The sequence below is a fragment of the Bordetella flabilis genome, assembly GCF_001676725.1.
GTDB classification, from domain to species: Bacteria; Pseudomonadota; Gammaproteobacteria; order Burkholderiales; family Burkholderiaceae_B; genus Bordetella_C; species Bordetella_C flabilis.
This window is the reverse complement of the sequence record NZ_CP016172.1, coordinates 2,903,692-2,923,920: the sequence shown is the minus strand read 5'-3', so window position 1 is coordinate 2,923,920 and position 20,229 is coordinate 2,903,692. Positions and strand designations below refer to the sequence as shown.

17 protein-coding genes and 1 pseudogene are annotated in these 20,229 nt (G+C 61.8%); 5 read left to right on the top strand and 13 right to left on the bottom strand.

All coding sequences use genetic code 11. From position 1 onward, the window contains the following. Window positions 1-8: 8 nt before the first annotated feature. The 9 genes and pseudogenes from BAU07_RS12735 to BAU07_RS12695 all read right to left on the bottom strand — a co-directional run bounded on the left by BAU07_RS12735 (window position 9) and on the right by BAU07_RS12695 (window position 10,717). Entirely contained in the window at window positions 9-1,004 is a 996-nt protein-coding gene (locus BAU07_RS12735) for a zinc-dependent alcohol dehydrogenase family protein (protein WP_066658182.1), read from the bottom strand. Window positions 1,005-1,067: 63 nt separating this feature from the next. Then, a complete protein-coding gene (locus tag BAU07_RS12730; protein WP_066658179.1) occupies window positions 1,068-1,370 on the bottom strand; it encodes an ArsR/SmtB family transcription factor in 303 nt (100 codons plus the stop codon). Between the two features lie 156 nt (window positions 1,371-1,526). Next, a complete protein-coding gene (locus tag BAU07_RS12725; protein ID WP_066665395.1) occupies window positions 1,527-2,432 on the bottom strand; it encodes a LysR family transcriptional regulator in 906 nt (301 codons plus the stop codon). Between the two features lie 1,181 nt (window positions 2,433-3,613). Next, a pseudogene (locus BAU07_RS12720) lies at window positions 3,614-4,056 on the bottom strand (IS66 family transposase); the annotation flags it as partial. A gap of 114 nt (window positions 4,057-4,170) precedes the next feature. Next, window positions 4,171-5,544, bottom strand: coding sequence for a glutathione-disulfide reductase (gene gorA, locus BAU07_RS12715; protein ID WP_066658173.1), 1,374 nt, complete (start codon window positions 5,542-5,544; stop codon window positions 4,171-4,173). A 76-nt stretch (window positions 5,545-5,620) separates the two neighbouring features. Then, complete coding sequence (locus tag BAU07_RS12710) at window positions 5,621-6,805, bottom strand: mandelate racemase/muconate lactonizing enzyme family protein (RefSeq protein WP_066658169.1); 1,185 nt, start codon at window positions 6,803-6,805, stop codon at window positions 5,621-5,623. Between the two features lie 57 nt (window positions 6,806-6,862). Further along, window positions 6,863-8,017 (bottom strand): iron-containing alcohol dehydrogenase, encoded by a 1,155-nt coding sequence (locus tag BAU07_RS12705; RefSeq protein ID WP_066658166.1) that lies wholly within the window; start codon window positions 8,015-8,017, stop codon window positions 6,863-6,865. A gap of 49 nt (window positions 8,018-8,066) precedes the next feature. Continuing rightward, entirely contained in the window at window positions 8,067-9,716 is a 1,650-nt protein-coding gene (locus tag BAU07_RS12700; protein ID WP_084025673.1) for a rhodanese-like domain-containing protein, read from the bottom strand. A 104-nt stretch (window positions 9,717-9,820) separates the two neighbouring features. Next, a complete protein-coding gene (locus BAU07_RS12695; RefSeq protein ID WP_198168905.1) occupies window positions 9,821-10,717 on the bottom strand; it encodes a LysR family transcriptional regulator in 897 nt (298 codons plus the stop codon). 169 nt (window positions 10,718-10,886) lie between these two features. Here BAU07_RS12695 and BAU07_RS12690 point away from each other — a divergent pair, with 169 nt between their 5' ends. Next, window positions 10,887-11,846: a Bug family tripartite tricarboxylate transporter substrate binding protein gene (locus tag BAU07_RS12690; RefSeq protein WP_066658159.1), complete on the top strand. Its 960-nt coding sequence runs from the start codon at window positions 10,887-10,889 to the stop codon at window positions 11,844-11,846. 106 nt (window positions 11,847-11,952) lie between these two features. On the opposite strand, the gene BAU07_RS12685 is transcribed toward BAU07_RS12690, so the two are convergent. Genes BAU07_RS12685 through BAU07_RS12670 form a run of 4 tightly spaced genes read right to left on the bottom strand, consistent with a single transcriptional unit; the run spans window position 11,953 to window position 15,678 of the window. Further along, window positions 11,953-12,567 carry a glutathione S-transferase family protein gene (locus BAU07_RS12685; RefSeq protein WP_066658157.1) on the bottom strand — a complete coding sequence of 205 codons (615 nt, stop codon included), beginning with the start codon at window positions 12,565-12,567 and terminating at the stop codon, window positions 11,953-11,955. Window positions 12,568-12,594: 27 nt separating this feature from the next. Continuing rightward, window positions 12,595-13,815 (bottom strand): trans-sulfuration enzyme family protein, encoded by a 1,221-nt coding sequence (locus BAU07_RS12680; protein ID WP_066658154.1) that lies wholly within the window; start codon window positions 13,813-13,815, stop codon window positions 12,595-12,597. After that, window positions 13,812-15,044: a succinyldiaminopimelate transaminase gene (gene dapC / locus BAU07_RS12675; protein WP_066658152.1), complete on the bottom strand. Its 1,233-nt coding sequence runs from the start codon at window positions 15,042-15,044 to the stop codon at window positions 13,812-13,814. The genes BAU07_RS12680 and dapC overlap by 4 nt, the downstream gene beginning before the upstream one ends. Before the next feature lie 10 nt (window positions 15,045-15,054). Continuing rightward, on the bottom strand, window positions 15,055-15,678 hold the full coding sequence (locus BAU07_RS12670; protein ID WP_066658150.1) for a cysteine dioxygenase family protein: 624 nt from the start codon (window positions 15,676-15,678) through the stop codon (window positions 15,055-15,057). 474 nt (window positions 15,679-16,152) lie between these two features. On the opposite strand from BAU07_RS12670, the gene BAU07_RS12665 reads away from it, so the two are divergent. The 4 genes from BAU07_RS12665 to copD all read left to right on the top strand — a co-directional run bounded on the left by BAU07_RS12665 (window position 16,153) and on the right by copD (window position 20,228). Continuing rightward, a complete protein-coding gene (locus BAU07_RS12665; protein WP_066658148.1) occupies window positions 16,153-17,973 on the top strand; it encodes a copper resistance system multicopper oxidase in 1,821 nt (606 codons plus the stop codon). Window positions 17,974-17,981: 8 nt separating this feature from the next. Continuing rightward, window positions 17,982-18,803 (top strand): copper resistance protein B, encoded by an 822-nt coding sequence (locus tag BAU07_RS12660; RefSeq protein ID WP_415830228.1) that lies wholly within the window; start codon window positions 17,982-17,984, stop codon window positions 18,801-18,803. Between the two features lie 89 nt (window positions 18,804-18,892). Beyond that, window positions 18,893-19,279: a copper homeostasis periplasmic binding protein CopC gene (gene copC, locus BAU07_RS12655; RefSeq protein WP_066658145.1), complete on the top strand. Its 387-nt coding sequence runs from the start codon at window positions 18,893-18,895 to the stop codon at window positions 19,277-19,279. A gap of 4 nt (window positions 19,280-19,283) precedes the next feature. Continuing rightward, on the top strand, window positions 19,284-20,228 hold the full coding sequence (gene copD / locus BAU07_RS12650) for a copper homeostasis membrane protein CopD (protein ID WP_066658143.1): 945 nt from the start codon (window positions 19,284-19,286) through the stop codon (window positions 20,226-20,228). Window position 20,229: the final 1 nt, after the last annotated feature.

Below are 20,229 nucleotides of genomic sequence, written 5' to 3'. Positions count from 1 at the left end.
AGTGAGCTCTATGGTCGAAAGTCCGCACTCGCCGGGTGAGCCGATGGCTCGACCGCTATCGCGATTTTTCCTCGAACACCGTTGTTGGGTGTCTCCAGCAGGGCATGGGCGAGCGGAATGTCGGCAAGCGAGTAGACGGCGCCCACGTGAGGCCGCAGCTGACCGCGCTCTACCAATGCGCTCAACTCATCGAGCTTGCCGCGGTTTTGTCTTGTGAACACGAAGTGATAACTCGCGTTCTTGCCCCAGGCCTGAACGACGTTTTGTGGCTGCGCAATGTCCACGATCGTGACAACGCGGCCAAGTTGTGCGAGCACGTCGGGGCTGCGCGTCAACGTGTTACCGCCAATGGTGTCGAACACGACATCGACTCCGCGGCCACCCGTTTCGCGCATGACGGCGTCGACATAATCTTCGTTCCCGTAGTCGATGACCACATCCGCACCCAAACTTCGTGCGAAGTCAAAGTTTGCTTCACGCACGGTCGTGAACACTCTTGCCCCCATGGCTTTTGCCAGCTGGATCGCCACATGACCGACCCCTCCGGCGCCGCCGTGTACCAGAATGCTTTCCCCCACTTTCAGCGCCGCACGAACGACCAATGCTTCCCACGCCGTCCCGCCAACCAGGGTCAAGCTTGCGGCCTCAAGATGGCTCAGCGAGGGAGGCTTCTTGCCGATAATCCCTTCCGCAGCAACGTGGTACTCGGCATAACTCCCAGGCCCCCCAAATATTTGCGGGGTGTACCAGACTTCGTCCCCTGGAGAGAAAGTCGTCACACCCGGTCCGACCGCCTCGATAACGCCAGATATGTCGTGTCCGGTAATAGCCGGTAGTTGCACCAAGTCGGAATAATCGCCACGTCGGACTTGGTAATCCAACGGATTGATGGAGGTTGCATGTACCCGGACCAGGACTTGTCCCGTGTCCGGCACAGGCTTGGGCACGTCGCCAAGTTCAAACGCTTCCGGGCCTCCAAATGATTTAAGTCTTAACGCTTTCATTGCACATCCTCGTTTCGTTAAAAAGGAATATCGGGAATTACCGATATATTGCGGTAAAAAAAATCACAGCTCTTTGCCTATGATCTCGGCAAGCGCACTGATGGTTGCTTCGTTCCGCTTATAGTAGGTCCACTGGCCGATGCGCCTGACTTCGACCAAGCCTGCGCGTTGCAGAGTGGCTAGATAATCGGACACCGTCGACTGCGACAGTCCGACGCCTTCTTGAATACTGCTGACGCAGACTCCTACTGTTAGAACGTCACCTTCATCCTGTGGAGGGAAGTTCTTCGCGGGATCCTTCAAACCTTTCAAGATTTCCAGGCGCGTGCGGTTTGAGAGGGCTTTGAATATTTCGAGCAATTCCATACCCGCAGTATATCGAGATTTACCGATATGTCAATGCGGAACGCGACGGCCACGCCTGCGGCTTCGGTAACGGGATACCCGGTGGCGGCGCGGCGGCGAGCCGTCAACTCCTATCGCCGCGACAGCGGCTTGGTTCCCTCCTGGATGTCGATCCGACTAGGCCGCCCTCAAGCGGGGCGTTTGCATGTCGAGCTCGTGGATCAGGTTACGGACCTGGGCGGCCGCGCTTTGCGGGTCCAGCTTCTTCAGCGTGGCGGTAACGAGTACGCGGGGCATGCCAGGGTTGCGGATCGGCGCGCTCGATAGTGCGCGCCGGGCGAGTTCAGCCTGCATGGCGAGAGGCGCAAGTATCGAATAACCCTGGCCCAGCCCGACAAGATGCTTGATCTCGGTAACCGAGTCCACGGTGGTCTGGATGTTCAAGCGCACACCATATTCGCGGGCGTGCATCCTGACCAGCTTGCCCAGGCCGTGGCGTGCGCTGGGCAGGATCAGGGGATAGCTTCCCAGATCACCCATTTCGACCGGCCGGCGCACCCGCAGGGCGCCGGGTGGGCCGGCCAGGTGCAAGGCTTCCTGGAGCAGCGGACGGGTGTCCAGCCCGTGCGCCGCCTGGCCGGCGAAGAGCAGGCCGACATCGATGCGCTGACTCTTGAGCCATTCGAGCAAGAAGCCGGACATGCTTTCGACGATTTCCACCGCTACACCAAGCTCCTGGCGGGCGGCCTGGATCAACTGGCCCGCGAAGGCGCCCGTCATCGCGTTGGGGATTCCGACCCGCACCACGCGGGACTGGGTGGAGGCGGGGCGGCCGCGCGCATCCTGAAGCAGGCGCCCGACGCGGGCGAGGATGTCATTGGCCTGTTTCAGCACCTTGGCGCCGGCGGGCGTCAGGCTCACTCCCATTGGGCTGCGATCCAGCAGGCGCACCCCCAGTTCTTCCTCCAGCGCCTTGATCTGCGCCGTCAGTGCCGGTTGCACGATATGCAGAGCCTGCGCCGCCTTGGAGATGCTGCGATCCTGCGCCGCTTGCGCGAAATAACGGAGTTGTCGCAGTTCCATGGTTGAACGGGAAAGGACGCGGGCACCCATTGTGCCGCTTCCGCGACCCTGCGTACAAGCCGCCGGCCCGCACCACGACGGTCACTACGCCGGCACCGTCCGCCACCTCGCAAGATCATCGGAGCGTCCCTGATGCGCACGAATTCAACCGGGGCTCGGCTAACCAAGAAATCAATCGCGCACTCCAGCTCATCGATGGGGCATGCGGAGATTCGGTTGGGTGGGGTGTGGGCTAAAGGGAAGGGGACGGGACGGCCGGCAAATCGGCTAAAAGGACGGATGCGTGTACTGCGCGTACTTAAGCTGGTAAGCAGCTTACCGGCGCAATGCCCCAGAGGGTAGATTCAACGATGATGATAATCCTGTGTCACTCGAGCGCTGATCCAATCGACCTGGCGGTGGCAACCGCATATTGGTCACGGAGCCCAGGGAACGGTTGGACGCAAAAGGTCCGAGAAATCGAAGAGGAATTCGCGCTGCGACGCAGTACCGCACAAAAGCTGACTTCGGCAGCCGCTGTGGCCTATCTCCCGGAGCTGCGCTGTGCGGAATGTGCCCTACCGATTCAAGTCATTTCCCGCCCCGATTACGAGGATGTCGTCCGTACACTGCATGACCGCTCCGGCCGGCGCAAACGACGCTTCTGTAGTGTGTGCGCGAGTGCGGCATTGGAGGCGACGATTCGGTCCCGGGAGGAGGCGGAGGCAAATAGAAAACGTGACGTTGAACGATGGCTAGGCGATCAGCGAGGCAGAAGATCTAATAAGTCAGTAAGGACAATATGTCCTAGGGCGTTATGTCCAATGTTGATCGCTGTTTGCTCAAACTACAATAGACCGACTTCGATTGAGATGTCATACAGCGTTTTGAGGGAGCGCTCCTCACGATAGATAGTGTCAAGTAATAGCCTGGAAATACTCAAACAGATGGATTGGACCCCTATAGTCTTCGGTACGTTCAAGGTTCTCGTGTTCGGCACGGGCGTGTTCTTCGCCATCAAGTGGCATTACGATCAAGGGAAGAAAGAAAAAGAGATGCGCGCGGTGCTACCTGCGCTCGGCAAGGTGGCCGCAGTCTTCATGCTATCGCTCCTGGGCCTGCTGGTCTTCACCTTCGTCCTTGGCAGGAAGCTCGGTTTGGACTTGACCTTCCCATGATGGCAAAGGATAGTCGGCCGATATCCAGTGATGCGGCGGCAATTCGGCGATCTGGTGGTTCTTCTGTGTCGGCAGCCGCGTAGGCAGGTCCTTCAGATAGGCATACGGATCATGCCCGTTCAATCGCGCCGACTGGATCAGGCTCATGATGGCGGCTGCGCGCTTGCCACCGCGCAGCGAGCCCGCGAACAGCCAGTTCGAGCGCCCGCTCGCCCAGGGCCGGATCTGGTTCTCGACCCAGTTGTTATCGATCGATGCATCGCCGTCATCAAGATAGCGTATTACCGCCTTCCAGCGATTGAGGCTGTAATCTATGGCGCGTGCGGTACACGAGCCGTCCGGCACGCGTTGCGTTGCGCGATCAACCACCGATGCAATGTCTCAGTGATCGGCTTGGCACGTGCCTGCCGTATTTGCCTGCGCTCGTCGGCAAGCAGATCGGCCACCTCTCTTTCCACGCCGTACAAGGTGCACCGTGCGACAGCGCCACCCCGGCAATGGATTTCCCCGCTTGGCTGGACAGACGCCGTGACAAAGTCGCATGGCGTGGCGGATCGGCTGATGGCAGGTCGCCCACCAGTTCAATGATCTGTCGCCGGCTGCCTTAAAGTGACGAATTCTTCCGCCACGGTGGGATGAACCCCTATGGTGCTATCAAACAGCGCCTTGGTCGCGCCGGCGCGCAACGCGACTGCGAAGCCCTGGATCACCTCGCCCGCGTCCGGGCCCACCATATGCAAGCCGATCACCCGGTCGGTTGCCTTGTCCACCACCAATTTCACCAGCGTTCTTTCCCCGCTGCCCGAAAGGGTGTGTCGCAGCGCGCGGAAGTCGGAGCGATATACGATCACCCCATCCTGCCCCGAGGCGGCGCGCGCTTCTGCTTCGGTCTGTCCCACGGTGCCGACATTGGGATGGGTGAAGACTGCCGTCGGGATGAAGTCGTAGTCCACGGAAAGCCGGCCAGCGCCGAACAGGCATTCGACCAGCGCCATCGCCTCAGCCAGTGCCACCGGCGTAAGTTGCTTGCGCGATGACACGTCGCCGATGGCATGGACCGACGTGAGATTGGTTCGGTAGTTTTCATCCACCACAATCGCGCCCTTGTCGTCGAGCTGTACGCCGGCCGACTCCAACCCAAGATTCGCGGTATTGGGCACGCGTCCGGTGGCGAACAAGACGACGTCGGCATCGCACGTCGCCCCCATGCCGCTAGTCAAGGTAAGGCCGCCGTCATCCCCGCGGGCGAGGGACTCCACGGTCCAATTCAGCTTGATATCGATGCCTTTACGGCCCATTTCTTCGGCGAGGAACCGGCGCACATCCGCGTCGAAGCCGTCGAGCAGGTGGTTGCCGCGGTGCACCAGCGTGACTTCCACGCCTAGGCCGCGGAAAATAGAGGCGAATTCGCAGGCGATGTAGCCGGCGCCGACCACTGCCAGCCGGCGCGGGATGCGCGGCAGATCAAACATGCGATCGGACGTCACCGCAAGTTCGCGGCCGGGAAGGTCTGGCACGTAGGGCACACCCCCGGTCGCCACGACGATGTGCCGCGCGGTGTATCGGTTTCCGCCCACGACCACCGTATGGGGACCCTCGAGCCGGCCCCGGCCCGCGATCACCTGCACGCCGGACGAGGCAAGCAGCCTGGCGTAGACGCCGTTCAGGCGAGCGAGCTCGGCGGCGCGAGCCGCCTTCAGCGCCTCCCAGTCCAGCACCGGAGCCTGGCCGTGCCAACCGTATCCGGCCGATTCGTGAAAGGCCTCCGCATAGCCGGCCGCGTAGCTCAGCAGCTTCTTTGGAATGCAGCCGGCGTTGACACAGGTCCCGCCAAGCGCGGCGGCCTCGGCCACGGCCACGCGCACGCCATGCTGTGCCGCCATGCGCGCGGCCCGGACGCCACCGCTGCCCGCGCCGATCAAAAACAGGTCGTAGTCGAAACGTTCCGGTTTCATTCACAGGGTCCCGGCATGCACTGCCTTGATTCGCGCAACATGGAAAGCGGCGGGCAAATTAATGTCGCGAGGCTCATCAATGCTTGGCCGCCGCAGTCTTGGGCGGCCGCGCACGTATGGCTTCCTCGACCGGCTCGGTGCCCCATCCGGGACGGCTGGGAACGATGAGGTGACCGTCCTGGTACTCGGGTTCATGGGTGAACAACTCCTTGTCCCAGGGAAGCCGGTCTACGTCCGTTTCCATGATGCGGAAGTTGGCCACCGCGCAGGCGAAATGCGCATTCATCATCGTGCACAGATGCCCGTAAAAATTATGCGGGGCTATATTGACGTCGTGGATGTCCGCCAAAGCCGCCATTTTCATGGACTGCCATACGCCGTTCCACACCGCATCGATGATGGCCACATCCACGGCCTCCTCTTGCAGGAAGGGAAGGAGCTGCCGGCCGCCCAGCAGGGTCTCGCAAGAACTGATGGGATGCCTGCTTTGGCTGCGCACGTATGCCAGTGCCTTGGGATTCTGCGAGTCGATTTCCACCCAGAACAGGTCGTGGGAGGAAGTCTCGCGAAGAATCCGCAGCAGTCCTTCCGTCCTGGCATTGAAATTCAGGTCGATAAGGATATCCATATCGGGACCGGCGCCGTCGCGCAGCGCGTCCAGATGTTCGCGCAAATTGCGCAGTACTATCCGGTCGACGTTAAGCTCGGGGTAGAAGGGCGACGAGATGCCGGGCCGCCATTGCCGCAGCGGGCCCCCTTCGTGCAGAAACAGGTTGGTCTTGAGTGCGGTGAATCCGCTCCTGCGTACATGGGCGCCCATTTCGCGCACGCCGTCGAGGGAGGTTATCGGGTTTCCGTAATACTCGGGATACCTGACCCGCCACGACATCGCGTGTGACCAATAAACTCGCACCCGGTCGCGGATCTTGCCGCCCAGTAATTCGTAGCAAGGGACATTCAGCCATTTCGCCTTGGCGTCGAGCAGCGCGTTCTCGATGGCGCCGATGCCCTCGGACACCACTCCGCCAGCAGCGGGCCGCGTCCGGCCGAACGCATCGGCATAGAACTCCTCATGGTTGGCGGGCGATCGGCCCATGAGCAGCGGCTTGAAATACTCGATGACACTGGTGACCCCCGGCGAACCGTAGCCCTCGTCGTATTCGCTCCAGCCGACGATACCCGTGTCAGTCGTGATTTTCAGGAAATGGTAGTCGCGCCATCCTGCGTCGCATGCCATTGTCTCGATATTCGTTATTTTCATTGCTAGCTCCGGAAAGGCGTTTGATCCACTTGCGACGGAACCCTACGCCGCCTGACTTCAATATGCACGCTGGTACAGCGCCAGCGCATCGGCCAATTCGACAGTGCGAGGATTATTGACGAGCAGCCGCTGCTGCTGCATGGCTTGTTCGGCCAGTGTCGGGAGGTCGGCTGCGGAAATGCCAACGTCACTCAGGTGCACAGGCAATTTGAGGCGGGTGATCAGCGCCTCGAAGTAATCTGCCAGGGCGAGTGCCCGATCCGTATCACTGCCTATGGCGTTGGGAATGAGAAGGGCGGCCAGCTCGGCATAAGGCCGCGCGGCCGCCTCGGCGTTGAAACGCAGGACCGGGCCAAGCATGAGCGCGTTGGAGACGCCATGCGGGATGTGAAATAGTGCCCCCACTGGATAGGCCAGGGCGTGTACGGCTGCGACCGGCGCGTTGGCGAAGGCCTGTCCCGCCAGCATGGCTCCGAGCAGCATGTCGGATCGGGCGTGCAGATCCGCGCCGTCTTCGCAGGCGCGCTCGATGGCGCGGCCGAGCAACCGCAGCGCCTCGCGCGCGGCCTGATCCGATAGCGGATTCTTGCGCAGCCGGCTGGTGTACGCCTCGACAGCATGCACCATGGCGTCCACGCCGGTCGCCGCGGTGACGCCGGCGGGCAGACCCAACGTCAGGCTCGGATCGAGCAGCGCAATGTCGCACAACAGCAGCGGCGACACGACACCCATCTTGCTTTGCGCGCCTGTCGTGACGATAGCTACCGGCGTGGCTTCGGATCCGGTACCGGCGGTCGTGGGCATTTGCATCAACGGCAGGCGCGGACCCGCCAGGCGGTCGATACCGTAGGCGTCGGAAATATCCTGCCCCGTGAGGGCGAGCGCGGCCACCAGCTTGGCCACGTCCATCGAGGATCCTCCTCCCACGCCCAAGACCACGTCGCAGTCCGCGTCCCGGCAGCAACGGACGGCGTGCTGCACAACCTCAGTGGGCGGATCGGCGACCACACCGGTGAAAAGCGTCACTGTGAATCCGGCTTCGCCGAGCGAGTCCAGCGGTTGCCGAAGCAGCCCGGTCCCATGAAAGCCCGCGTCGGTTGCCACGAAGACGCGACGGCCTTTGCACCGCCTGGCCAGCACGTCCCCAAGACGGCGAGCGAGCCCGGCGCCAAACAGGATTTCCGGCACGCTGCGAAATTCGGTCAGATTCATACGGAGGTCATCCTGCATTTGCCGCAAGGTAAGGTTCGCCAGCGTCGCTCTATTTGCTCGCGGGCAGGAACGCGGCGTCCTCTTTCTCGAGCTGCGCGACCAGGCCCACTTCCCATGACAGATACGCCTGCATCGCGCCGGCCCGGTCGTCGAAATCGTAGGGACCGTACCACACGTCGTCGTTGTCGTCGGCCATGTGTTCGAACCCCTGCTCCAGTGCAAGGCCCGCCTGCTCCCAGGCGGCCGTACCGCCGCGCAGCACATACACCTCGCGCGCGCCGACGGCACGCAGATCTTGCGCTGCATAGTAGGCCAGGCTGCCGTCATCCGACGTCACGATGATGCGTCGTCCGTCCGACACGCCTGGCAATGACGCGCGGATACGCGATCGAACGGCGAACCACGCCCCCGGGATATGGCCGCGGCGATACGACAGGCTATTGCCGAAGTCGAGGATGACGGCGTCGCCCGATCGCCAGATCTCGTAGGCCTCGGCAACCCCCATTTCGTTCTCTTCGCGCGGCGCGTCGCGCAGCCGCGCAGCGCGTTCGGGCCCACGTTCGAGGCAGGATGCGGCGCTCAGGCCTTCCGCCAGGACATAGACGTCCTTCCAGCCCATTTGGACAAGCCATGACGCTGTCATCCGGGCGCGTACGCGATTGTCATCCACTAGCACGAGACGCGCGCGCAGCACGCCCGCGTAGTGCTCGGTGGACTGTATGAGCTGACCGCCAGGCGCGCTGCGAGAACCGGGAACGTGGCCCGCGGCGTATTCGTCCGGCGACCGTACATCCAACAGGAAAAGCGTGCGGTCCTTGTCGGCACGCAGCCTTTCCAGTTCATTGCCGTCGATTTCCCGCACGCCGAAACGCCGAGCCACCCGCTCCGATGCGGCGATGGCACGCGCCAGGCCCTCCGCTGTGGGCGGGGGGGCAACATCGCTGGAGCCTTCGCGCAATTTCCCGCCATTCAGGTACCAGCCGGCAGTCCCGTTTTTCAGCGTAACCACGCGGTTGGAAATGCCGGCGTTGATCAGCGATTGCGCGCCGATGATACCGCGCGTGCGCCCGGCGCAATTGACGACGATCGTGGTATCGGGGTTATGCGCCATGCTGAATGCCCGATAGACCAGCTCCGCGCCCGGGCAGTTGATGCCGCCCGGCAGGCTGAACTGCCGGAACTCTTCATAGGGCCGGCTGTCGAGAATGATGATGTCCTTGCCCTCCTGCTTCCATTGCTGCAATAGGGCCGCGTCGATGCAGGGCGTGTCGTACTGATGTTCTATGTACTCCCCGAACGCCTTGTTCGGCACAAAAACCCCGGAGAAAAATTGGTAGCCTGCCTGTTCCCAGCCGCGCAGCCCGTCCTTCAGCAACGTTATGTCCGTGTAGCCGCAAGCGCTCAACAGGGCGGCAGCGCGTTCGGCCAGTTTTTGCTCGTCGCCTGCGTCCACCAGCACAATCGGCGTCGCCTTGCGTGGAACCAGCGCCGCGGCTCGCTGCTCCATGTGGCTCAGCGGAAGCGATATCGAATAGAAAATATGCCGAGCTGAAAACGCACCGGTTTCCCGCACATCCAGCAGCGCAAGCTCCGATTCGCCCGCGATGAGCTGCTTGAGTTCGCTCGCCGTAACGGCGGCCGGCTGTGGCTGGTCCTTCTTCGACCGCATCCCAACTGACGCAACACTGGATTGACTCATGATTCCCTCGGTGTGGTTGACCGGGAATCTAGCACGCTGGTGTTAGGCGTATCTATGTATTTGCCTAGGTATAACTTCCAGTCCTCTGAAGTTATGCGGGCCTCTCAATTTTTGCCGGCAGAGGTTTTCGTCCGACTTGTTGCGCGCTGCGCACGGCCTTGGCGGGCGGTGGTCTTCAATGTCTCGAACAGCGCGGCGATCAGCCGCTCCTTGGGGCCGCTAATGCGTTCCGCCAAGCCTACGTCGCGCATCATGGGCGGTTTGCCCAATGGCACGATGCGAAGGCCGTAGAATCGTGCGATGGTAGGGTCGGACTGCGGGACGATAGAGACGCCCAGGCCATGGCGCACCATGACTTCGATCGCTTCGCGCGATTCGACGACCATACTAGGACGCAGGGCGATGCGGCGCCGGGTAAGGTGCTCCTCGATTTCATGGCTCACCCAGAACTGCTTGCCATACCGGATATACGGAAACTCGCGCAACAGGGTTTCGTCGGTCTTCCCGCGCGCATGGGGCGGCGCAATCACCAGGATTGGCTCGCGCGCGAACTTGGTCCACTTCACATTTGAGACGTAGCCGCGGGGCTGGCCGATGACGGCGGCGTCTATCTCCCCGTGGGAGAGCTGCTCGAGCAGTGTGCCGGGACGCGCGTACTGCATTTGAATCTGCAGCCGAGGGTGTGTGCGCATCAGCGTTTGCAGCGCGGGTGGAATAACGTTCGTCAGCACCGTGACCGACGCGCCCAGTGTGAGGACGCCCGAGATATCCGGCTGGTCCAGTACCGCCTCGTGCAATCTGTCGTACTGCTGGATGATCTCTCGCGCCCGCAGCGCAAGCGAGCGGCCGGCCTCGTTCAGGCGTGCGGGCTTACGACGGCGATCCAGCAGCTCGCAACGGTAGTCGGCTTCAAGATCGGTGATATGCGCGCTGACGGCCGGCACGCTGAGAAACAGCACTTCGGCGGCGGCCGTGATGCTTCCATGATCCGCCACGGCCACCAGTGTTTTGAGTCTGCGCAAGGACATAACTTCAGGAAAGCCGAACTCAGGTTTTCAAAAAAACAGAATTAGCCTAAGAAGTTCGATGCTAGATTGTGGCGGCCGGTTAGACGTGGCTTAGCCGGAAATCGCGCTCGAAGCATATCACAACGACTCAGGAGACAATGCCATGTACAGACGCCAGCTACTGCGTGCGGCCGCGTGTACCGCGCTCGCAGCTTTCACTCTAGCCAGCCAGGCAGCTTGGCCGGACAACCCGATCAAGATCATCGTTCCCTTCGGTGCGGGTGGAAACACTGACATCCTGGCGCGCATGGTAGCGCAGCAGTTGGGCGAAGAGATTAACCAACCTGTCATCGTGGAGAACAAGCCCGGCGCTGGCAGCATGCTGGGCTCGCTGGCGGCGGCCCGATCGCCGGCCGACGGCTATACCTTATTACTTGGCGGCGTGGCGACGGTCCTGAATGAAGTCACCTATAAGAAGCCGCTGGTCGATATGCGCAAGGAGCTGGTGCCAGTCTCCTTGCTGGCCACGGTGCCCAATTATCTAGCCGTCAACCCCAAGCTGCCGGTCTCCAACACCATAGAACTGATCGAGCTGTTGCGGTCCAGTCCGGGCAAGTACAGTTGCGCCAATTCCGGAGTGGGGACCAGCACGTATTTGTCGTGCATCCTGTTTCGCGACATGGCCAAGGTCGACATGGTGCTGGTGCCCTACAAAAGCGGGGTACAGGCGCTGAGCGACGTGATCGGCGGCAGCGCCACGATGGTGATGGTCAATGAATCGCTGCCTTATATCCGCCAGGGCCAACTGAAGGGGCTCGCTGTGACATCGGCCGAGCGCTCGCCATTGACTCCGAACCTGCCGCCGATCGCCGACACGGTCCCGGGCTATGACGTGACGTCGTGGTACGCGATTTTCGCCCCTGCCGGCACGCCCGACGCGATCGTCCAGAAAGTCGACCGGATGGTTCGCAAGGTCATGACGTCCAAGGTTTCCAAGGACAAGTTGGACAGCCTGGGAGCCGTTGCCGCCACCATGGACCAGAAGCAATTCGCGGTGTTCGTGGACAAAGAACTCGACCGGTGGGGCAAGATCATCCGGCCGTTGAACCTGCAACTGGACTAACCGCCACGAATTGGGAGGCCCGGCGCATATTGACGCTGGGCAGCCCGCCGCGGCGCATGACGACGATCTGCAGCGATTGCCCGCGCAGATCGTCGCGGCATATGCGTCAGCGATATTTGTCTTCGTCGGCCAGCATGCGCCGCACGGCAGGACGAGTCAGCATGCGTTCGTAGTGGGCCTCCATTGCCGGCGGCAGGCCGATCTCGCGCCTGCCTGCCCACCACTCGATCAGGAAGTAGCCGGCATCCAGGATGCTGAACTGCTGTCCCAACGCGAAGGGTCTATCCCCCAATGCAGCCTCCATGATGCCCAGTCCGTCCTCGACGAACTTGCGGCCATCACTGCTCACCCGGTGCGGGTCGCCATCCGGCGAAAACGCGGCCGGATTGGCCAGGCGGCTGAAGCCGCGCATGTGCACCGTAGCGGCGATGTAGTCGAGCATTTCCATGGCTCGAACTCTGGGCATGAATGCATCGGGCAACAGCCTGGCCTGTGGGAAGCGGTGGGCCAGGTAATGGCAGATCACCGGCATCTCGGTAATGACACCGTCCTCTGTTTGCAATGCGGGCACCTTGCCCTTCGGGTTGATCGCCAGGTATTCGGGCTTCTTCTGGTCGCCCGCGGAAAAACGCAGCAGATGGCGCTCGAACGGCTCGCCGATTTCTTCGAGTAGCAGATGGACAGCCATGGAACATGTGCCGACAGCGTAGTAGAGCTTCATGCGGTACTCTCCAGAGAACGGTTCGGGTCAGGAAATTGCCGCCCCGATGGGGATGGGCAGGTTTGCAGCGAGATCGATGGCGCGCACCAGGTCATCGATCAGATCTTGCGGGTCTTCCAGGCCGATATGCAGGCGAAGCACGCCAGCCGCGCCGCTCCAACTGGATTGGGACGCGAGCTTGTCACCGTGCGTAGGCAGCGCAAGGCTTTCGTAGCCGCCCCAGGAAGCGCCGATGGAAAACAGTGATAGATGATCGGCCACAGCGGTAATGCGAGCCCACTCAAAGTCGTCGAACTCGACACTGATCAAGCCGTTGGTTCCGCGAAAATCCCGTTTCCACAATTCGTGCCCGGGATGATCTGGTAGGGCGGGGCAGTACACCCGCCGTACCCTCGGCAGCCGCCGCAGGTGTTCGGCGACCTTTAGCGCGTTGTCGCCGTGTCGTTCCATGCGGACACCCAGGGTGCGCAGTCCCCGCAGGGCGAGGTAGGCATCGTCGGCGCCGACGCAGAAGCCCATGGCGTCGTAGGCAGCGTCGAACGTCTTTGCCAGGGCGGGATCTCCGAGAACCACGGCGCCTTGCATCAGGTCCGAATGGCCGGAAATGTATTTCGTATTGGCGAGTATCGAAACGGTCGCGCCAGAGGCGAGCGGGTTGAACAGATAGCCCGAAGCCCAGGTATTGTCGACAACTAGTGCGATGCCGCGCCGTGCAGCCTCGGCACCCAGTACCTGCAGATCGGCCATTTCGTAAAGACTCGAACCGGGGCTCTCGCTATAGATCAGGGTGGTGTTCGGCCGCAGATGGTCCTGCACCCGGTCCTTCGAGGCGCTGAAGAAACTGACCTCGACGCCCATCTTGCGTAACAGCGCCGCATCGATACGCTTGATGGGCTGATAGACGTTATCACTGGCAAGGACATGGGCGCCGCTGTGCGTCAGGGCAAGGAAAGATAGGGAAATCGCACCCAGTCCAGACGGGCAGAGAAGGGCGCGATGCCCCCCCTCCAGCGTGCATAGCGCCTCTTCCAGGGCCCGATGCGTCTCCGTGCCATGGCGGCCGTAGGCAGATATGGTTTCACCCCCATCACGCCTGTGGTGGATTGCATCCATCTCCTCGCAGTCGCGAAAGCGCACGGTGCTGGTCCTGACGACCGGAATATTCACCGGCGCAGTGCCATTGCTGCAATCCGGCTGACCCGCATGGACAAGCCGGGTCGCCGGGCGTAGCTCGTCGAGGGCGCTCATGCGGCTTGGGCCCGCGACTTTCGGTTCTCGCAGAACCGGACGATCCGGCGGGCGCCCTCCATGCATTCGCCCTCATCAGCCACGAGGGCAAGGCGAACGTAGCCGATGCCGGGATCCACGCCTTCGCATTCATGCGTCAAATAGGTGCCCGGCAGTACCTGCACGTGTTCCTCCGCCATGAGCGCGCGTGCGAAAGCTTCGTCGCTCATGCCGGTATGGCGCACATCGACCCAGAGGAAGAACCCGGCCCGCGGCTCCTGGACGGGGAGAACCGATTGCAGCAGCGGGATGACCTTCTCGAACTTGCGTCGATAACGCTCGCGATTGGCCTGGACATGCGCTTCGTCGTCCCAGGCCGCGATGCTTGCGGCTTCGACCGCCTGGTTCATACCTCCGCCGTTGTAGGAGCGGAACTGTTCGGTTTGCTGCAGCAGTGCCGCATCGCCGGCAATGAAACCGGACCGGAGTCCCGTCGCGTTCGAGCGCTTCGACAGGCTGAAAAACGCCACCAACCGTTCGTAGCCGGCTCGCCCCAGTTGCGCGGCCGCTTGCAAGGCGCCCAGCGGGGCGACACCGTTGACATAAATCTCGCTATAGCATTCGTCGGCGGCGATGATGAAACCGTGCTCGTCGGACAGCCGAAAGAGCGTCCGCCAGTCGTCCAGCGCCAATGTGTCTCCGCGCGGATTATCCGGTGTGCAGACGAATATCATTTGGGTGCGGCGCCAGATTTCCGCGGGAATGGCGGCATAGCGCTCCCCGACAGGGCCGTCGCCATGCGTCGCGAAGTACCGGGGCGTCAGGCCCGACAACTTCGTGACGCCGTCGTAGACGGCGTAGCCGGGATTGGGACAGATGACCAGGCTATCTGCGCGTGTCTTGTCCAGGACTGCTTCGGCGAAGGAAAACAGACCTTCCCGCGCGCCATTGACGGGAAGGACCTCGCTGCGCGGGTCCACGCGAGCAGGAGCGAAGCGGCGCTCCACCCAATTGGCAATGCTGCGGTGCATGGCATCGGACCCGCGCGAAGGCGGGTAGGCATTGACTTTCCCCGCGGCTCCGGCCAACGCATCCACGAGCACCTGCGGCAATGCGTGCTTGGGCTCTCCGATGGAAAACCGGATCAGCGGCTTGTCCGCCGGTGGGTTGATATCCGACAGGAGGCGCGCCATGCGCACCATGGGGTAGGGCCCCAACCGGTCGATGTAGGGATTTCTGGCGCTCGTCACCGCGTATCCTTCAGACGGATGCCAGATCGCCGCAGACGATCGCGGGCGTCATGTAGTTCTTGTTGTAGCTCGTGACGGTGCCTGATTCCAGGTCGAATCCCTGCCGTCCGTCGAGTTTGTCCAATGGCCGGCCGTACAGGTGAAGATGGCGTATGACCTCGCTGCCTTCGCCATGGATACTGTGAATGTCGGCGGGCATGAAGCCGACCGTCGTTCCGGGTTGCACGACGACGGTACGCACATGCTCCAATTTCGCCCGCCCAGGTACCGAGCCGTCATCGACCCGGCGATAGACCTTGTTTGTCTCGGCGCCCTGCAGGGCCGCGATGGCGGCCCAGGTGGTATGGTCGTGCGGCTTGCTGCTTTTGCCTGGCAGCAGCACATTCAAGTAGAGCGCGATGCCGTCATCCGGCTCCCTGTGCAGCTGATACAGGGCGATGCCGCCGGTATCGCCGGAGGGTGGAAAACTCTCCGGACCGAACAGCCCCGGGATACTCGCCAGGGCGCCCAAGGCGGATTCGATTCTCTTCAATGCTACGGGTGTCACCTCGCGACCGTCCAATGCGATGTGGACCTGGTCCATCAAGGACTGGACCGCGGCGCGCCGTTGCATACCCTTGCTCTGTTCCACCATGTCAGTCTCCTTTCGCACCCGTGAGCCGGGAGTCGGCTTGGTTCTGGGCAGAGCGTAGCACGCAGCAATTTAGGTCAATTATGTTTTTCCCTTGCCTTAACTTCAGTTTTCGTGAATTTTAGGGGCGCCGGCAGGTGCTTCGGGTTGCGGGCCGTTTTATCAGGGCGCGACGTCGGCGCGCTCAGGCCTGACCGACTTCATCCCGCATGGCCTGTATGCGATCAGGAGGAACGGCGCGCCACTGTCGACAAGATGTGCGCGCTGGCGTCCTGAGCGCGTCGACCGTGCTCGTGTTGCACTGGTAAGCGCTACATCGATGGCGCCGGAACCTGACATAAATGTAATCGAGCGTGATAGGCGATATGGCAACATCTCGTCGTCACAACGCTCGCGGCTGGCAAGCACGCCTGGGCAGGGCGCGTTCGCCCACCCGCAGGACGTGGTTGTACAGCGCGTACTTATTACCGGAACGCAATGCAACCTCCGAATTCCAGACGTAGGTTCGTCAAGGCCCTCGGCGCCAGTGGGCTGATGGGGGGGCTGGGCTTATGGCGCACCTCGTGGGCCACTAATGAATCGGATCAGTCCGGCGTATTGACGGGCAAGCAGTTCGACCTGTCCATAGAGGAGGCGCCGGTGAATTTCACCGGTGACCGCCGTACCGCCTTGACGATCAATGGCGGCATTCCTGGGCCGATTCTTCGCTGGCGCGAAGGCGACACCGTCACCCTACGGGTGCGCAACCGCCTCAAGGAAACAACGTCGATCCATTGGCACGGCATTATCCTGCCCGCAAACATGGACGGTGTACCGGGCCTGAGCTTTCACGGCATCGCGCCCGACGGCATGTACGTCTACGAGTTCAAGGTTAAGCAGAATGGCACCTACTGGTATCACAGTCATTCGGCGTTCCAGGAGCAGTCCGGTGTGTATGGGCCCTTAGTGATCGAGGCGAAGGACCAGGAGCCCTTCGCCTATGACCGCGATTACGTGATCATGCTGTCGGACTGGACCGACGAGGCTCCGGCCAATATTGCCAGGAAGTTGAAGAAGCAAGCTGACTACTACAACTTCCATAAGCGCACGCTCGTGGACTTCGTCCGGGATGTGAAGTCGAAGGGGTGGGGCGCAACGGTTGATGACCGGATGATGTGGGCGGAAATGCGCATGAATCCCACGGACCTGGCAGATGTCAGCGGCTATACCTACACATATCTGATGAACGGGAGCGCGCCCGAGCCAGGATGGACAGGCATCTTCCGGCGCGGCGAGCGGGTGCGCCTGCGCTTTATCAATGGCTCGGCGATGAGCTATTTCGATGTGCGGATCCCCGGTCTGAAAATGACCGTGGTGGCTGCCGACGGCCAGTATGTCAAGCCCGTCAGTGTGGACGAGTTTCGCATCGCCGTGGCGGAAACCTATGACGTGCTGGTCGAGCCCGCCGGCGATGACGCGTACACGATCTTCGCCCAATCCATGGACCGGACCGGCTACGCCCGGGGTACCCTGACGAGCTCCGAGGGGCGCACCGCCCCGGTCCCTCCGATGGATCCGCGCCCCTTGGTCACCATGGACGATATGGGAATGGGCGGGATGGACCACGGCAGCATGGGCGCTATGGGTTCCAGCTCGATGGCGATCGAGCACGGCGAGCACGGCTCAATGCACGGTACACCAGACCAGATACAGACCATGGACGCCGGCAGCATGGCAGGCATGGATCACAGCAAGATGCGGGGTATGCAAGGCCAGATGCACGGCATGGATGGGATGCAGAGCCATCCGGCGTCCGAGGACGGTAACCCCTTGGTGGATATGCAGGTGATGAATCCAGTCCCGAAACTGGACGATCCGGGTATCGGCCTGCGGGAAAACGGAAGGCGAGTCCTGACCTACGCGGATCTGCGAAGCACGTTTGAAGATCCAGATGGACGGGAACCGAGCCGGACCATCGAACTGCACCTGACTGGTCACATGGAGAAATTCGTCTGGTCCTTCGACGGCATCAAGTTTTCGGATGCCAAGCCCGTGCCGCTCAAATACGGAGAACGCGTCCGGATCGTTTTGATAAATGACACGATGATGAGCCACCCAATTCACTTGCATGGCATGTGGAGCGACCTGGAGGACGAGGAGGGCAACTTCATGGTGCGCAAGCACACCATCGACATGCCGCCGGGCTCCAAACGCAGTTACCGGGTTACGGCGGATGCTCTGGGGCGTTGGGCGTATCACTGCCACCTCCTGTACCACATGGAGATGGGCATGTTCCGCGAAGTCCGCGTACAGGAATGAAAGGACCCATGATGGCGACCTTTCATCGCACAGCGGCGGTCCTGACGGCCATGGCCACTACCGTTTTTGCCCTCACCTTGCCGCCGGCCGCAGCGGCACAGACGGGTGTACCCACACAAAGCCGCACACCGATCCCGGTATTGACCGATGCGGACCGTAGGGCAGCTGCCTTCGATTCGGAAGGCCACATGGTCCACGATACGGCGATCAACTACCAATTCCTGTTCGATGAGCTGGAATGGCAGGACGCCAAGGACGGGAGCGCCCTGAACTGGGACTTCACCGGCTGGATCGGCGGCGACATCGACCGACTATGGCTACGGTCCGAAGGCGAACGCACCAATGGCGCATTGGAACATGCGGAAGTGCAGGCCCTGTGGGGTCATTCGATCACACCCTGGTGGGATCTGGTCGGCGGCATCCGGCAGGATTCCAAGCCCGGGCCGTCGCAGACCTGGGCCGCTTTCGGGCTGCAAGGGCTGGCGTTATACAACTTCGAATCGGAGATCACCGGCTTTGTCGGCGACAGCGGCCAAACCGCGTTGCGCCTGAAAGGCGAGTACGACATTCTGATCACCAATCGGTTGATCTTGCAGCCCATGGCGGAGGTCAATTTCTATGGCAAGAACGATGCCGCGCGCGGCGTCGGTTCGGGTCTGGCCAATTCCGAGGTGGGGCTGCGGTTGCGCTATGAGATCCGGCGCGAGTTCGCCCCCTATATCGGAGTGACGTGGAATCGCTCGTACGGGAACACCGCAGACTTTGCGCGAGCCGATGGGGGTAGCCGCAGCGAGACACGGTTCCTGGTCGGCGTACGCATGTGGTTTTGAACAATCTTCCTTGGTCTGGCGAGTTCTTACCGTTGTAGGCCTGTCGCATCGATCTGACTTCGTTTCTATCCACTTCATCCGTAATTATTATGGCAATCATTCGATCGACCTTCAGCGCGGCAGCGCTCATCGCAGGTGTTTTCACTGGAACTCTCGCTCAGGCGCACCCCAAATTGGTATCGTCCGCGCCACAAGCGCAGGCCGAAGGACCCGCCCCCAAGCAGATCGAACTGCGCTTTTCTGAATCGTTGGTGCCTCAGTTCTCCGGCGCCAAGCTGCTCATGACGGCAATGCCGGGCATGGGCGCGCATGCGCCGATGGCCATCGGGTCGCGCGTCTCCGGCAGCGATGACCCCAAGACCATGGTGATCACCCCGACTCAACCTTTGACGGCTGGAACGTACCGCGTGGAATGGCGCGCGGTTTCCTCGGACACCCACCCCGTGACAGGGAACTTCTCCTTCCAGGTGAAGTAGGTCGATGGACGGCGGTCTCAACGCGACAATCCGCTTCGCGTTGTACTTGGATCTCACACTGCTCGCGGGCTTGCCGCTGATCGCGATACTTGCATTTCGCAGGCAGGCCGACCAGGTCGCCACGGCGATCGGATTGCGCGGCCTGCTGATCGCATTGGCGGGCATTGGACTAGTGCTTTCGTTGTGCCATATGGTGATGCTTGCCATGGTCATGAGCGACGTATCCGAGCTCGGCGATCTGGAGAGGCATGTGGTGCTTATGATGCTGACCGAGACCGACGCCGGCGTCGCGTGGGCGGTGCGCATCGCGGCCATGGCACTGGTTGCGCTATCGGCGTTGCTCTCCACACGACAGAACACCGTATCGCTTGGATGGGCAGGAGCCTTGGGGATCGTGTCCCTGGCCACCGTGGCCTGGAGCGGGCACGGGGCGATGGACGAAGGCGCACGCCGGTACGTGCATTTCACGGCCGACATTCTTCACCTGATTGCCGCCGCCGGATGGATCGGCGCGCTGGTGACATTCGCGCTGCTGTTGCGCCCACGACAACTGGCGGGGCTCGGCCAGTTGCGCTTGCTACGCCAGGGGCTGTCGGGTTTTGCGTGGATCGGCACCATCATTGTGCTCGCCCTCGTGGTGACCGGCGTGGTGAATTACTGCCTGATCGCCGGGCTGCAAGTGTCCGGGCTGATCTCCACCCAATACGGACAGCTGCTGCTCACGAAGCTGGGCCTTTTTGCTTTGATGCTGGCACTCGCGGCCACGAATCGGTATCACCTCACGCCCAAGTTGGAGCGCAGCCTAGGGACCGGACTTACCGCCCAGGCGGTGGCGGGACTGCGCAGGAGTCTCGCTTGGGAAACGGGCGCCGCCATCCTCATCTTGGCCGCCGTCGCGTGGCTGGGTACGCTGGACCCGTCCCAACCGGCAGTGATGGCGCCGCCCTAGG